Genomic DNA, 15761 nt, shown 5'->3' with positions numbered 1-15761 from the left:
TATTCCTTCAGCCAACCCCCACTAAGGAATTGATCTATTACCTAACCCTAAAACTCTTCCCACTCTTCCGAGTCATCTGCAAACTGATTACTTCTCGTGTTTTGCTGGGGAGGCTTATTGGAGTTCATTGTCCGTTTTGGTAATTGTTTTTCTGGCGCCTTATAGTTCTTCGGTGACTCAGATATTTCTAAACTACGATGTGAAGATTCATCAAGTGTGAAGAAGTTTAATAATCTTCTCATATCATTTGCTTGCTCAGCCATCGACTCCCCAGCGGCCGATGCTTCTTCAACTAAGGCAGCATTTTGCTGCGTCATTTCATCCATTTGTGACACTGCTTTATTAACCTGCTCAATACCTGAACTCTGCTCAATAGAAGCTTCGGCAATGTCGGAAATCATGTTCGTTACTCGCTTAACTGACTCAACTATTTCTTTTAGTGTTTCACCAGATTCATTAACCAGTAACGTGCCATCTTCGACTTTACTTACACTATCTCTGATTAGATCTTTAATCTCTTTCGCTGCTGCTGCAGAACGCTGAGCGAGATTGCGCACTTCACCAGCAACCACAGCAAAGCCTCGACCTTGCTCTCCGGCCCGAGCAGCTTCAACGGCTGCGTTTAATGCCAAAAGGTTTGTCTGGAAAGCGATTTCATCAATAACACCTATAATGTCAGCAATTTTCTTACTTGAATCATTAATTTCAGACATGCTTTCAACTGCGCGTGTGACTACTTCGCCGCCTTTGGTCGCCTTGTCACAAGTATCTTCGGCCAACTCATTAGCTACTTTCGCGTTATCTGCATTTTGTCTAACTGTGCTCGTCATTTCTTCCATGCTAGAAGCAGTTTCTTCTAGTGAGGAGGCTTGCTCTTCGGTTCGCTGACTCAAATCCGCGTTACCCTGGGAAATTTCATCAGCACCACTGGCAACTAAATTTGCAGAAGTACGGATCCGACCTAACACCTCAGTTAACTTCTCAGCTGTAGTATTTGCGTCTTTTTTCAGCTTTTCATAAGCCCCACGATAATCGCCTTCAATACGTCTGGTTAAATTACCAGTTGCTAAGGCGTCTAACATGTCCCCCATATCTGTAACCGTTTCATCAACTGTAGACACTAAACTATTTAACCCTTTGGTTAGTCGTAAGTAGAAGCCATCTTTCCCATCTTCTGATAAACGAACACTAAGATTACCGGCATTAGCCGACTGAACTAGGCCATTCACCTCTTTCTCGATCGTGACTTCTTTGGTTCTATCTTCCCATTCGACAACGGTGCCCACGCGTTCGTTATTACCATCAAATATCGGATTCGCGACTAGGCCAAAGGTTCTTCCGCCGACAACAATTTCCGTTTTATACTCGGTTTCAAGCCGAGAGAGCATACTGCGTTGGTGACTTGGGTTACGGTGGAATACATCAATATTCGCCCCCAAAAGATGGTTACTATCAAAATTAGGCAGGTCACGCCTTAAATCACTCTCAGCATTTCTCATCATATCTTTCACTGCACGATTCAAGTAAACGATCTCAAACTGCTCATTTGCTATCATCGTATTCGTTGAAACGTTGTCTAATGCTCTTCGGACGCGCAAGTTTTCAGCTGCGGCAGTTTTTTCTTCCTCTTCACGAACTAAACGCTCTGTTTTGTCGTCCCACTCAACGACAGTACCAATCCGCTTTTTCTCATCATCAAACACAGGGGTCGCAATTAAACCAAAGGTGAAGCCAGCGACTTTGATATCTGTGCTGTATACATCGCTCAGTTTCTCAAGCAGGTTTCTTTGATGGCTGGGGTTTGCATGAAATACATCAATACATTGCCCTACAAGTGTATCCACATCAAAGTTCGGTAATGATTTTCTAAGCTGCGTTTGATTGTCTCTCAGCATTCGCACAACCGAATCATTAACATAAATAATATTCAACCCTTCGTCCGCTAGCATTACGTTTGCCTGACAAACGTCCAGCGCGCTCGATATACGAGCATTGTGGCTCGCCAAATCCGCCTGCTTTTTCTCTAACGCTAATTCTCTTGTAAGGTCTTTCCACTCAACTAAAGTCGCGATCCTTTGTCCTTCATCATCGAAAACAGGCGTGGCAATAAGATCAAAGGTCAAACCTGCCACTTTGATTTGTGTGACATATGGACGGGTCAAATTAGCGAGTATGCCTCTCTGATGGCTAGGGTTTTTATGGAACGTATCAATGTTGGCACCAATCAAGCTATCAACATTAAAACCAGGTAACTCTTGCTGTAACTTAGCCTGATTTTTACGCAGCATACTGGTTACTGAATCGTTCAAATACACAATGTTGAGAGAGGCATCTGCAAGCATAACATTGGCCTGACAGACCTTTAAAGCTAGCAACAAACTATGGCTATGGTCTTGACCATCTACTGCGTCACCATTTAATAAATTAGCAACCGCTTTGTATAAAGATGATTGGCGTGATGCATTACTCGCATTGAGTAAGCTAACATCTTTACTCTCTATCGCGGGAACAATTTCCTCAACATCCTGTAACTTAGAAAGCAGAATGTTTGCGCTTTGCTTAAGTAGTAAAATTGCCAGCACCACACTGACAGCTGCTATAACCATCGCCACATAGGCTTGTGTAGACATATTAATATTCAACATTTGAACACTAATTGCCAAGCCCACAAATATTATGGCACCCGCAATCAGAACTCTATTGTTGAGTTGACTTGCTAATGCTTGATCGCTCATGTTATCCCCCGACAACCAATTGCTCATTCTGCTTTACTTCAAGATCTAATATCTTCTTCAAATTTAAAAGTACGACCATTTTTTCACCAACATTTACAAGTCCTTGTACAAATTGACTATTTTCCGAGTCTTGAAAATCTGGAACATCCTTCGCTGTTTCTTCGTTGATGCTGTATACGTCAGACACCGCATCAACAACTAACCCCATAATTTTTGTTGCCTCTTTTATTACAACGGAGACAACGATAACCACGGTTAGCGCTCCATATTCGATTTGTGGTAAGCCGAATCGAACCCTTAAATCTATGATTGGCACTATCGTGCCACGTAAATTAATCGCACCGTTTACATACATAGGAGCATTTGGAATTGCAGTGACTTCTTCCCACCCTCTTATTTCCTGTACGGCCAGAATATCCATGCCATACTCTTCGCCCGCCATCATAAAGGTGAGAAATTGTGTATCGTCATCTCTGTCTGCAAGCATGACTTGTTCATTAATCGAGGCTTTTTCAGTGATCATGACACCACCTCATCTAACTCTTGTTCTACTAATAACTCTTGAGTTCCTGGACGCTTTAAGCCACTCAGTTTGATAAGACCACTAATATCGACAATTAAAGAGACTCTGCCATCACCTAAAATTGTCGCCCCTGAGATCCCATTTACTTTCTGATAATTCGCTTCGAGACTTTTAATAACGACCTGTTGTTGCGCCAGTAAATCATCCACCAACAATCCCACTTTGTGATTATCACTCTCTACAACTACTAACAGTGTTTTATCCAACTCTTCTATTGCACCACCATGGTTAAATAGTTGATATAGCCTTAGTATTGGTATGTATTCATCTCGTAACCGAAGCACCTCTAAGCCATTACCTACTTTGCTCACTTTTTTAATATCTATTTGTAAAGACTCAACAATAGAAATAAGTGGAATGATGTAGGTATGCTTTGCAACTTTAACCAGTTGACCATCAAGAATGGCCAGCGTTAATGGCAACCTAATTGTAAACGTTGAGCCAACCCCTTTTGCAGAAGTCACTTCAACGCTGCCGTTTAATGCTTGAATATTTCGTCGAACAACATCCATACCCACGCCGCGACCAGAGATATCACTCACTTCATCGGCTGTTGAAAACCCAGGCCTAAAAATAAGTTCATTAACCTCTTCAATAGTCAGCTCATCAGTTGCTTGAATAAGGCCATTGGCAATCGCTTTACTTTTTATTTTTTCGGTATTCAAGCCTCTGCCATCATCCATGATTTCAATCACAATATTTCCACCTTGGTGGAAAGCATTCAGTGTCACCGTACCCACGGGATCTTTTCCGGCTTTAATTCTGTCTTCCGGTGTTTCTAAGCCGTGATCCAAAGAGTTTCTTACTAAATGAACCATAGGATCGGAAATCTTTTCCATCACGGTTTTATCTAATTCTGTTTGCTCTCCTAGCAGCTTTAGTTCAACCTGTTTATTCAACTTCTGTGACGTATCTCTTACTAAGCGAGGAAATCGGCTGAAGACAAAACTAATAGGTAACATCCTGATTCGCATTACATTTTCTTGCAAATCTCGCGTATTATGGGCTAATTGAGCAAGGCCTTCTTGCATCGCAGCAAGCGTGTTTTCGGTCGGTTCTTGCTCGCCTAATTGAGTCAACATAGCTTGGGTAATAACCAACTCCCCTACCATATTGATAAGCGAATCTACTTTATCAATCCCAACACGGATCGAAGTCGACTCTGCTGATTTCTTGCTAGCCTCAGGCTTAGCCTTTGTCGCTGTCGCTGAGGGTGTTTTTGGTACATCAATATTTTGAGTGTCGTTGCTCGACGTTTCTTTCTTCTCACTCTCTGGTTCTGGCGTTGTGGAGACACTCACATCATCTTCAAATAAACCACCACATAAGGTAATAGAAATTTCAGCATCATCCTCAACCCACTCAAATACTTCTTTAATCGCCGACTCTGGATGACTGGTTGTTAAGTATAACCGCCAACTGAGGTAGCAATCCTCTGGATTAAAGTCATCAATTTCAGGTATTGCATCACAAAACGCATGAGTTTCTAAATCCCCCAATTCCGATAGCTCACTTAACATATAGAGCGGTTCGTTACCGGTTTTAAACAAGTGGGGGAGCGGTTTAAAGTCTATTTGATAGGTTTGAGATTCTTGCCCTTGAGGTATGCTATCGGCAGTATCTGAGCTAACACTCTCTTTACCACCTAAAATCTCTTCAAATTTAACTTTCAACTCATTCGCATTGGAAAGATCTGGCTCTTCTTCGGCTTGTAATGCGGTTAGTAAGGCCCTTAAACAATCAACAGATTGGAGCAGCAAATTGACATGTTCAGCGGTCAACTGTCGACGCCCATCCCTGATCTGATCGAGTAAGGTTTCCAACACATGTGTGAAGTTAGCGACAGAAGTAAAACCAAATGTTCCACTGCCACCTTTGATGCTGTGTGCTGCGCGAAATATAGTATTGATCGTTTCTGAGTCTTCATGGCCTGGCTGTAAATTCAGCAGCTCAGCTTCCATTATGTCTAGACCTTCAAAGCTCTCTTCAAAAAAGACATCAAAAAATTGGCTTAAATCAATACTCATATCGACGCCTCTCTGTATCTATCTTATGACTTTTTTCAATACCGCTAGTAGTTGTTCAGGGTTGAATGGCTTCACTATCCAACCTGTTGCTCCCGCCGCTTTACCTTCTGTTTTTTTATCCAATCCAGACTCGGTGGTCAGCATTAGTAAAGGGGTGAACTTATAGTTGGGTAGGCTACGCAGCTCTTTAATAAGTGTGATCCCATCCATTACAGGCATGTTTACATCAGAGATCACGGCATCGAACCCTTGTTGCTTGGCAATAGATAACGCTTCACTGCCATCTTTGGCTTCCGTGACATCAAAACCTGCTTTTTTCAAAGTAAAGCCAACCATTTGGCGCATTGACGCCGAATCATCCACAGCTAAAATCTTTTTCATATTCACCTCTTAATTTTCAATACTATGGAATAAATAATGGGTTAATCCCAACTCATTTACCGCCTGCGCTAAAGCGTCACTTTCACCATGCCATACAATTTTATGTTCTAACGAGAGCAAGTGTTTCTGTACGGCACAGAGCAGTTGTATAGATGCTGTGTCGGCTCTTTGCACTTCACTAATATCAATCGTGATGTCTGATGTTTCCATAGAGTCCTGGAAAATCTGATGGTACAGGCTTTCCACATGGTTAATCGCCATTTCAGGTGGAAGTTTCAACATGAGCTGAAGACTATCCTTGTAAAAATGAGTAATAAAATTAGCTTAGACCGTGATGGTAAAAATGCCACAAAGATTGATTAAAAATCCGCAAATAATTAAAGCGTTAGAGGTAAGATAGTACAACGACACTGGGGTCGACCAGTGTCGATATAAGACTAATTGATGATCTTCTCTAGGTCAGCGAGAAGTAGTTTGTCATCGATTGTAGGGACAGCTCCAGCTGTATGTGTAGGTTTGAAAATAGCCTCAAGCTGACCTTTTGGGTTAATTAATGCTACAGACGCACTATGATCAACATAATACTCTTCTGTCTGTTCCTGATTTATTGCGTAGATTAAACCGAGATCTCTCACAAAAGGAAATAAAGCCGAATGTTCGGCAGATACCGCTTTAAAATCAGGATCAAAGTGCTTGATGTAGGCCAAACGCTTCTCTTCAGTATCTCGGTTAGGATCGACCGATACAAACCATACTTGTAAGTCACCTTTGCTTTTTACGGATTGATATACATGAGTTAATTTCAACAGCGTCATTGGACACACGTCGGGACAGCTGGTGTAACCCAAAAACAGCAAATTCCATTTACCGGTAAAGTCTTGGTTTGAGACAACCTCACCGTATTGATCCCTTAATTCAAACGCATTCACGTCCTTAGGCTTAGGGTACCAAACCACTTTTTCAGAGACATCTGGTGAGGGCCCACAACCAAACAGAATTAACATAGAGATAGTTAAGATAAATTTTTTCATATAAATGCTTTATCCACAAAGAGTGCAATGAACACTATCAAAAGATGCCAGATAGAGAAATAAAATACCCTCATAGCATACTCTAAACTATTTGTTCTCATAAGCTTTGTGGCTTTGTAAATAAAAGCGACATTTGCCATGCCAGAGACCAACAAGTAGATCCAACCAGACATTCCCACTAGGTAAGGTAGCAAACAGACTAAAGTTAAAATGATGGTATAAAATAGCACACAGAGTTTTGTAAATTCGTTTCCATGCGTTACTGGTAACATGGGGACTTCGGCTTTTTCGTAGTCTCGTTTACGAGCAATAGCTAATGCCCAAAAGTGGGGAGGTGTCCAAGCAAAAATGATCATTACTAACAACCAAGGTTCTGCACCAAGCTGACCAGTCTCACTGACCCAACCTAACAGGGGTGGCATCGCTCCTGCTAACCCCCCAATTACTATGTTTTGAGGTGTTGCGCGCTTTAACAATAACGTATAAACCACGGCATAACCGAATAGCGCGGCTAAGGTAAGTAGCGCACATAACTGATTGGCGAAAATAGTTAATAGAACATACCCAGAAATAGCGAGGCCTGTCGCAAAGATTAAAGCTGATGATACAGAAACAGAGTCTGTCGCTAACGGTCGGTTTCGTGTTCGCGCCATCTTTTTATCTATTTCTCTATCCACGATATGATTTACAGCTGCTGCACTACTTGAAAGTAAACCAATGCCAAACAAACTCATTAATTGTGCCAATAATGTTTTATCACTTTGTGGTGCTAACATCATCCCGACCCAAGCAGTAATAACCAACATACATACTACTTTGAACTTACACATGCCAAAGTAGGCTTTGAATAAAGTAGTTGCTTTTTGAAGCTCTGAAAAACTAGTTAATTGAAGCATATTTTACTCCTACTTTTTGCGCCAGGCTAATAAATAAACACAATTTCACCATTGCTAATAACACCATTGCTGCCATGAAGTTATGGAATAAGGTTAACAACAGAGGAAATTGGAAGTGTACGATTGCCCCCCCCACCAAAACCTGTATCGCAACCAAAGTTAACACAACAAGTGCTGAGCGTCGGAGTAAGCGGTTTTGACCAGCTCTAAGGAGTGGCCAACATGCAGCAAGTAGCGTTAAAACGGTAATAACTGCCCATATCCGATGGATAAAGTGAATAGATACTCTAGATTCGAATGGCAAAACACCAAACTCATAAGTCGCTGAAGCTTCAGGAAGTGTAAATAAACTCTGCCAAGAGAAAAGTTGCAGATTGTCACATAGCGGCAACCCTGTACAATGTGGAGCAGCATAATTGGCAGCAAGCCACCCACCAAGCGCAATTTGTATAATCAACACACCAAGAGCCACATAACATAAACGACAGGTAAGGCTAGTTACACTAGCAGTAATAGTGGTGTATTTCAGCCTTAAAACCAATAACACCAGCAATGCAAGAATACTAAACCCACCTAGTAAATGACCCATCACAATGACTGGCTGTAAATTCATTGTCACGGTCCACATCCCAAGTGCCCCTTGAAATAACACAAGCAATAGCAGTAAGTAGTAGTGACGATTAGGGCTTTTTGTTTTTTGCTTCTTGAACAGCCTTATGCATGCAAGTGCCAAAATAAGTAACCCGAGGAAACTGGCAAAATAGCGATGGATCATTTCAATCCATGCTTTTTCTGCTTCTATTTCTAAATGTGGAAAACTGTCTTTAGCCGCAGATAGTTCATGAGTCTCATTTGGTACTGTTAAAAAGCCGTAACACCCAGGCCAGTCTGGACAGCCAAGTCCCGCATCACTTAAACGTGTGAAGGCGCCAAGTGTCACTACCGTTATTGCGACGAAACAGGCAAATATTGCGATTTTTATTCTTACCTTGGACATATTTACCTCCTAACTTGAACGAGAGTAGTTCAATAATTTCTTCAGATCACTCAGTAGCCCTTTTTGTACACTTCGCATTTCTTCTAAGCTTGCTACTGGTGCATACTTAAGTACAAATAACCCTGTTTTATCAACTAGGTAGAGATAGTTGTCATCTAACTGGTTGAGGTATATCGGCAAAGAAGTAGCGTACTCTATACCTTTTTCATTTCGCTCTTGTAATACCACAAGCGATACTTTCTGCTGGTTTTTCCCTAGCGCTAAATACAAATTAGGTAAGCTATCTAGTAGTAAAGAACATTGCTTATTACACTGCTTTGGTCGCTGATAAACGATACTCCACTCAGTATCTAAAACCAGCTCTGATTGGCGAACCTCCTGACTTAAAAATTCACCGTGATTAGTCGTGCTATGTGGTATCCAGCCGATCTTCAAGGCAACAAATGCCAATAGTAAGGGGAATATAAACAGCCCTATAAACCATGCCGCGCTTTTAGACATCTTTATTCTCCTTTTTTGAAAGTTTCCAGCCAATTACTACCGCGGCCAAGGCAATAAGCAACCACTGTAAAGCATAAGCTTCATGTTTTTGCGGTGACATTACGACCGGTTGATAATGGGGCTCAGTCCCTGCAAATCTGTTTTTAGTCATGTAGGCAATTAGAGGTAAAAGAGGTTTACCTGACTCCGCAGATAAGTAATCAACATCAATATACTGAATCACAGATTGTTTTGTTGCCTCCTCAGCCGCAGACTTAGCTAAGGTGAACCGCTTACTAGCACTAGATTTGATATAGACAGGTAGAGAAACGGTGCCACTTGGAAGAGAGAAAACGGTAGGCACGCGACTAGCCTGCTGTGGCACAAAACCTAAATTAACAGCTAAATACTCATCAGTTTCGGAAATTTTTATAATGCCAATTACATCAAAACCGACTCTACTTTTCACGACTTGATTATCTAAATACCAAACCGCATCGCCTACAAAATTCCCTGTAATCGACACTTCAGCATTAACATATTGCGTGAGCGGCTGGGATGTTACTTGCTGCTCATTAGCTACGCCTAGCGATTTTTCAATCTCAACTTTATGCTGCAACACATGTTTTTGCTGTGCTCTTTGCCACTGCCAATAAGAGAGCGAGCCACATAAAAGAACAACGATTAATGCTGCCAATATGGGGGGTTTTGATCTACCTTTAAAAAGTGCACCTAAATCCATCGGACACCCCTTATGATTAAAATTATTATTGTTGTACTGCTACTACTCGTTTTTCTAAATCTATTTAGAGCTATGCTAGTCATGCTCAAGTCAGAGCAACAAGAGTCGATGGCGAGGCTATTGCAACAAAGAGTTTATGCATCAATAGCTGTCGTACTTCTAATCTGTCTTGCTGCTCAATTTGGCTTTATAAAACTACACTCTTCACCCGTTGTTACAACACATAAACAAATACAAACAGGCACAACCAAACAACATCAACAAAATGCCAATACCAAGCCCCAGCTTGAAAAGCAAAGTGGTTCTTAGCGGTAAAGTGACCCTTCAACACCCTGATCCATATAACGAAAAGAATAATCGCACCAAGTGTGACATGGAAGCCATGAAATCCTGTCAGTAAAAAGAATGTATTACCGTAAACCCCCGACTGGAGAGTTAGCCCCAGATCTTGATAAGCGTGAATATACTCTTCCACTTGCAAGGTTAAGAATGCGACGCCAAGTAGTACTGTTAATCCTAAGAATGCCTTCACTTTCGCCCTTTGCTCTTTTTCTAAAGCTACGTGAGCAAAGCTTAGGGTTACTGATGATGCTAATAGAATAATCGTATTGATCAGCGGAAGTCCCTGCCAACCCATAGCTTGAGTGACAGTTCCATCTGGAGTTGTGAGCAATGGCCATACAGCTTCAAATTGAGGCCATAAAACCTCGTTGGTGCTGGCGTTATTACTTGCACCGCCTAACCACGGCACAGCTATCATTCGTGCATAAAAAAGTGCACCAAAAAAAGCAGCAAAAAACATAACTTCGGAAAAGATAAACCATCCCATTCCTTGCTTGAACGAACGATCCATTTGGGCAGAATATAATCCAGTTTGAGATTCTTGGATCACATTCCTGAACCAACCAAAAATCATATAGATCAGCACAGCAATACCCACGAGCAGTAGCATTACTCCACTATTACTGGTTGATTTAAGTTGAATAATCGTTAGGCCAGCGCCAACAGCGATAAAGAAAAGTGCAAAAGCCCCGACGATTGGCCATGGACTTTGCTCAGGCACGTAATATTTTTCTTGTTCATGGTTCATATTTGAACTCCTCTCGAGAAGCTAGCATACTCAGTCCATCACTGTCTTGTTTGCTAACTCGCTCTGTAATATCAAACAACGTATATGAAAGTGTGAGTTCCTCAACATCACTTGGGAGCTCCGTATCTACATAAAACCTCAAGACAAACTCAACTTCTTCTTTGCCTTTCATTGGTTGCTGATCAAAACAAAAGCAGGCCATTTTGTGTAAATACTTTGCCGCTTTCCCTGGAGACACTGAAGGGATCGCTTGCAACACACGCTCACTATCACTCAAGTTTTTTGCAATGAATTTGACATCGGTTAGCTTACCGGGTTGAACTCTAACCGAATGCTCGACTGCATCGACCTTAAATGGCGCCTGGCTTTGACTATGCGTTGTGAAGCTCACATCTACTTGTCGACTTTGTGCAATTGACTCGCTCTGCTTTGCGATTTCCATGGATGGCTTACCATTTAGGCCTGTGACATCACAAAAAACGTCATATAGAGGAACCAGTGCAAAGGCAAAAGCAAACATACCTAGCGTCAACAAAATAAGCTTCTTAAGCAGGCGACCATGTTGCATTACTTAATCTCCGGTGGCGTTGAAAAGGTATGATAAGGAGCCGGAGATGGTACTTGCCACTCTAATCCCTCAGCCCCATCCCATACTTTCCCAGAAGCCTGCTCTCCACCTTTTATACATTTATAAACCACTGCAACAAACAACAGTTGAGAAAGACCGAATGCAAACCCTCCGATACTAATGATCGCGTTAAAATCAGCGAACTGTAGAGCATAATCAGGGATCCGCCTTGGCATGCCAGCAAGACCAACAAAGTGCATTGGGAAAAACAATACGTTCACACTAACCAAGGAGAGCCAAAAGTGAAATTTAGCCAATTTGATATCAAACATGTGCCCTGTCCACTTTGGTAACCAATAATATGCGGCGGCCATTATTGAGAATATAGCTCCCGTAACTAACACGTAATGGAAATGCGCGACAACGAAGTAGGTATCGTGATATTGGAAATCTGCAGGCGTAATTGCTAACATCAAACCGGAAAATCCGCCAATTGTGAAAAGTACGATAAACGCAATGGCAAAAAGCATGGGTACCTCAAAACTAATAGCACCTCGCCACATTGTAGCTACCCAATTAAAAACCTTAACGCCAGTAGGCACTGATATGAGCATAGTTGCATACATAAAAAACAACTCACCAGCTAAAGGCATGCCCGTAGTAAACATATGATGAGCCCAAACGACGAACGACAACAGAGCAATTGAAGCGGTTGCATAAACCATTGATGCATAGCCAAACAGTTTCTTTCTTGAAAATGTCGGTACTATCGTAGAGATTATGCCGAAGGCAGGTAATATCATGATATACACTTCAGGGTGACCAAAGAACCAGAATATATGCTGGAACATAACAGGATCACCACCACCTGCTGCATCAAAAAAGCTCGTTCCAAAGAACTTATCAGTCAATACCATAGTCACAGCGCCAGCGAGTACGGGCATAACAGCAATCAGAAGAAATGCAGTTATCAGCCAAGTCCAGACAAATAAAGGCAACTTCATCCATGTCATACCTGGAGCTCTAAGATTGACGATGGTCACGATAACGTTGATAGCACCCATAATAGAGCTAATGCCCATTATATGGACCGCAAAAACAAAAAATGCAGTATTGTCATTGCTATATGTTGTAGATAGTGGCGCATAAAAAGTCCAACCGAAAGCAGGCCCGCCACCTTCCAAAAATAACGACATCAGTAAAATTGCAAACGCAAAAGGGAGTATCCAAAAACTCCAGTTATTCATTCTCGGTAGCGCCATATCAGGAGCACCAATCATCATTGGGATCATCCAGTTGGCAAGGCCTGTAAATGCGGGCATTACTGCGCCAAATACCATTATTAGTCCATGCACTGTCGTCATTTGATTAAAAAAGTGTGGATCTACAAGCTGTAACCCGGGTTGGAAAAGCTCGGCGCGGATCACCATCGCCATAGCACCACCAATCAAAAACATGGTTAGTGAGAACAATAAATACAGTGTTCCAATGTCTTTATGATTGGTAGTAAACAGCCAGCGCTTTAAGCCTTTTGGAGCTGTATGGTGTGAATGTTCTTCTACGATGGCACTCATTACTTACCCTCCTCTAATGCATCTATCTCACGCTGTATTTCGCTTGGCTGAATAACATCGCCGGTGTCATTACCCCAACTATTTCTTTTATAGGTGATAACCCCCGCTATCTGCTTGATTGTTAATTGCTTTGCGAAAGATTGCATCGCAGTTCCTGGGCGACCTAAAAGTAGAATATCTATATGAGCTTTAATATCTCCAGTGACGACTTTACTCCCTTTCATTGCAGGGAAGACACCTGGTAGCCCAAGCCCGGTTGGTTGATGGCAAGCTGCGCAATAAGCCATGTAAGTTTGTTCACCAACCTCCATTAACTCTTCTTTCGAAAGGGTTTGTTGGGCAACTGCTTGTGACTCAGCCTCTGCTTTTGCTTTTTCAGCTTTAGCATCGTTGAGCCAACTATCAAATTTATCGGGACTTACGGCCTCGACAACGACAGGCATAAAGCCATGATCTTTGCCACATAATTCAGCACATTGGCCTCTGTAAATTCCTTCATCGTTTACCTTTGTCCATGCCTCATTTATAAAGCCCGGATTGGCATCCTTCTTCACCGCAAAATCGGGCACCCACCAAGAATGGATGACATCATCTGAGGTCATCAAAAAGCGAACTTTCCTATCGGTGGGAATAACTAAATGCTTATCAACTTCAAGCAGGTAATTTTCATTTTTTTCTTTGAGATCACTAATTTCATCTTTCGGAGTAGAGAGCAAAGAATAGAACTCAACATCATGCCCCATATACTCATAGTGCCATTTCCACTGAGAGCCTGTGACCTTAATGGTCAGATCAGCTTTACTCGTGTCTTCCATAGCAATAAGCGTTTTTGTGGCTGGTATTGCCATACCAATGAGTATCAGGAAAGGAATTGCTGTCCAAAGTATTTCCACTTTGGTGCTTTCATGAAATTGCGCTGCAACAACGCCTTTTGACTTTCTGTGTTTTATAAGCGCCCAAAACATAACCCCAAATACAATAACCCCAATGACGCAACATATTAGAAATATGGTCATGTGAAGCTCATACACTTGATGACTAATGTCTGTAACACCTTGCCTCATATTGTAAGCGCTGTTAGCAAGTGAGGGCATGGCGATTAGCACTGCGATGAATGCTACAACTAATCGACAAATTTTCATTTGACGTCTCCTTCAAGACAACTCGCGGTTGTCTTTTGTTATTATTGGATGACTGTCATATTGTCTATTTGTACATAGACTTACTGCACGACTATTAACCAATTAGTCAAAAAACAAACAAATTGCAAGATTTTTGAGAAGACCGACTTTAGAATCAAAACTGGGGACTATAGGGGGTAAAACAAAGAATGATGAAAAATAGTGTATAAATATCAGAAAACTAAAAATATTACTAAATGATTAAAGTCACTATAATCATCCTACTTTCACATAGTTAGAAAAGTTAATTATCACTTTTTAAACAAAATATAGTTAAAGCAAGCGCAACTTTATATTTAACGCTACACTCGCTCTCATAAACTACATCCAGTCAGCACTTCGGATAACGCCGACAGCTAACCCTTCAATGGAGAAATTTTGATGCTCTAGATCCACTTCAATCGCTTTAAATTCTTCATTCTCAGCATGTAATAAGACTTTCTTTCCTTTCTTTTCAAAGCGTTTAACTGTCACGTCCTCTTCTACACGAGCTACTATCACTTGGCCATTTTCAGCCACTTTAGTGCTGTGAACGGCTAGTAGATCACCATCCATAATGCCAATATCCTTCATGCTCATACCATTAACTCTCAAAAGATAATCAGCATTAGGTTTAAAAAAACTCGCATCTACATTACAGTGGCTCTCTACATGTTGCTCTGCCAGAATAGGCTCACCAGCAGCAACACGGCCAATAATAGGTAAACCAAGTTGTTCGGATTCATCCTCTACAAGTCGAATCCCTCGGCTTGCGCCAGGGACCATTTCGATAACTCCCTTTTTCGCAAGCGCCTTAAGATGCTCTTCCGCTGCATTTGCACTCTTAAAACCCAAAGCATCAGCTATTTCAGCACGAGTTGGAGGCATGCCAGTATCTTTTATGAATACTTTTATTAATTCAAAGATTTGTTCTTGTCGTTTTGTTAGAGGACGCATTAACTGGTGTTCCATACAGTGGTTTATTTACTGTAAGTATATACAGCTCAAAAAAAATCGCAAATGTTTCTTTATTCGACATATTTTAAGTGTGTTTGCTAATAGCATTAATTAGAGCACCATTAAACAAGAAGTGAAGTCTGTGCCTCAGAGCATAACCTACGACTCTACGCAATAAGAAATAGATTATTAAGATTTAGGGCTGACTAACCACCACCTACCATGTTGCACTATGCTGATACTGTGGTGGGAGCGAGTTCATCTCGCGAGGTTTTCTATATCCCAAATAGCAAAAAACCCGTTGCATTACTGCAACGGGTTTTGATGTACATGGTTTTTTCCGGAACTTCATTGCAAGCCATCGGTGGGTAAACCACCTACCATGTTGCACTGTGCTGATACTGTGATAGGAGTGAGTTCACCTCGCGATGTGTTGATTGGCTTGCGAGGTTTTATATCTCAAATCTCTATACCCCAAACAGCAAAAAACCCGCTGCATTACTGTAACGGGTTTTTATGTACATGGTTTTTGCCGGAACT

Annotated in this window: 16 protein-coding genes; 1 reads left to right on the top strand and 15 read right to left on the bottom strand. The window is 41.6% G+C overall.

The features are described 5' to 3' along the window. Positions 1-47: 47 nt before the first annotated feature. The 10 genes from EXT48_RS01500 to EXT48_RS01455 all read right to left on the bottom strand — a co-directional run bounded on the left by EXT48_RS01500 (position 48) and on the right by EXT48_RS01455 (position 9872). Complete coding sequence (locus tag EXT48_RS01500) at positions 48-2735, bottom strand: methyl-accepting chemotaxis protein (RefSeq protein WP_039490864.1); 2688 nt, start codon at positions 2733-2735, stop codon at positions 48-50. 1 nt (position 2736) lies between these two features. After that, complete coding sequence (locus EXT48_RS01495) at positions 2737-3258, bottom strand: chemotaxis protein CheW (RefSeq protein ID WP_039490862.1); 522 nt, start codon at positions 3256-3258, stop codon at positions 2737-2739. Continuing rightward, complete coding sequence (locus EXT48_RS01490; RefSeq protein WP_039490860.1) at positions 3255-5345, bottom strand: chemotaxis protein CheA; 2091 nt, start codon at positions 5343-5345, stop codon at positions 3255-3257. The genes EXT48_RS01495 and EXT48_RS01490 overlap by 4 nt, the downstream gene beginning before the upstream one ends. A gap of 18 nt (positions 5346-5363) precedes the next feature. Next, a complete protein-coding gene (locus EXT48_RS01485) occupies positions 5364-5726 on the bottom strand; it encodes a response regulator (protein WP_010378447.1) in 363 nt (120 codons plus the stop codon). A 9-nt stretch (positions 5727-5735) separates the two neighbouring features. After that, positions 5736-6008 carry an STAS domain-containing protein gene (locus EXT48_RS01480; RefSeq protein WP_010604348.1) on the bottom strand — a complete coding sequence of 91 codons (273 nt, stop codon included), beginning with the start codon at positions 6006-6008 and terminating at the stop codon, positions 5736-5738. 155 nt (positions 6009-6163) lie between these two features. Continuing rightward, positions 6164-6757, bottom strand: a complete 594-nt coding sequence (locus tag EXT48_RS01475) for an SCO family protein (RefSeq protein ID WP_130163393.1) — start codon at positions 6755-6757, stop codon at positions 6164-6166. Next, on the bottom strand, positions 6754-7653 hold the full coding sequence (gene cyoE / locus EXT48_RS01470; protein ID WP_130163392.1) for a heme o synthase: 900 nt from the start codon (positions 7651-7653) through the stop codon (positions 6754-6756). Before cyoE ends, EXT48_RS01475 begins: the two co-directional genes overlap by 4 nt. Further along, positions 7637-8650, bottom strand: a complete 1014-nt coding sequence (locus EXT48_RS01465) for a heme A synthase (RefSeq protein WP_130163391.1) — start codon at positions 8648-8650, stop codon at positions 7637-7639. The genes cyoE and EXT48_RS01465 overlap by 17 nt, the downstream gene beginning before the upstream one ends. Positions 8651-8659: 9 nt before the next feature. Further along, positions 8660-9151: a transmembrane cytochrome oxidase associated protein gene (locus EXT48_RS01460; protein WP_130163390.1), complete on the bottom strand. Its 492-nt coding sequence runs from the start codon at positions 9149-9151 to the stop codon at positions 8660-8662. Continuing rightward, complete coding sequence (locus tag EXT48_RS01455) at positions 9144-9872, bottom strand: SURF1 family protein (RefSeq protein ID WP_130163389.1); 729 nt, start codon at positions 9870-9872, stop codon at positions 9144-9146. The genes EXT48_RS01460 and EXT48_RS01455 overlap by 8 nt, the downstream gene beginning before the upstream one ends. A 12-nt stretch (positions 9873-9884) precedes the next feature. Between EXT48_RS01455 and EXT48_RS24070 the strand changes: the two genes are divergently transcribed. Then, positions 9885-10181, top strand: a complete 297-nt coding sequence (locus tag EXT48_RS24070; protein WP_081489941.1) for a DUF2909 family protein — start codon at positions 9885-9887, stop codon at positions 10179-10181. Here EXT48_RS24070 and EXT48_RS01445 read toward each other — a convergent pair. From EXT48_RS01445 to lexA, 5 genes are all read right to left on the bottom strand, one after another. Continuing rightward, a complete protein-coding gene (locus EXT48_RS01445; protein ID WP_010378438.1) occupies positions 10087-10962 on the bottom strand; it encodes a cytochrome c oxidase subunit 3 in 876 nt (291 codons plus the stop codon). The genes EXT48_RS24070 and EXT48_RS01445 overlap by 95 nt on opposite strands. Beyond that, a complete protein-coding gene (locus EXT48_RS01440; RefSeq protein ID WP_045988253.1) occupies positions 10952-11530 on the bottom strand; it encodes a cytochrome c oxidase assembly protein in 579 nt (192 codons plus the stop codon). Before EXT48_RS01440 ends, EXT48_RS01445 begins: the two co-directional genes overlap by 11 nt. Continuing rightward, positions 11530-13104, bottom strand: a complete 1575-nt coding sequence (gene ctaD / locus EXT48_RS01435; RefSeq protein WP_130163388.1) for a cytochrome c oxidase subunit I — start codon at positions 13102-13104, stop codon at positions 11530-11532. Before ctaD ends, EXT48_RS01440 begins: the two co-directional genes overlap by 1 nt. Next, positions 13104-14246, bottom strand: a complete 1143-nt coding sequence (coxB, locus tag EXT48_RS01430; protein ID WP_130163387.1) for a cytochrome c oxidase subunit II — start codon at positions 14244-14246, stop codon at positions 13104-13106. The genes ctaD and coxB overlap by 1 nt, the downstream gene beginning before the upstream one ends. 360 nt (positions 14247-14606) lie before the next feature. Beyond that, the gene (gene lexA, locus EXT48_RS01425; protein ID WP_130163418.1) at positions 14607-15221 is read right to left on the bottom strand and encodes a transcriptional repressor LexA; all 615 of its coding nucleotides are present in this window, start codon (positions 15219-15221) and stop codon (positions 14607-14609) included. Between the last annotated feature and the right edge of the window lie 540 nt (positions 15222-15761).

The sequence above is a fragment of the Pseudoalteromonas sp. CO348 genome (genome assembly GCF_004208845.1).
Lineage (GTDB): Bacteria > Pseudomonadota > Gammaproteobacteria > Enterobacterales > Alteromonadaceae > Pseudoalteromonas > Pseudoalteromonas maricaloris.
Note: the sequence above shows the minus strand (reverse complement) of the source record. Positions and strands in the feature narration are given on the sequence as shown.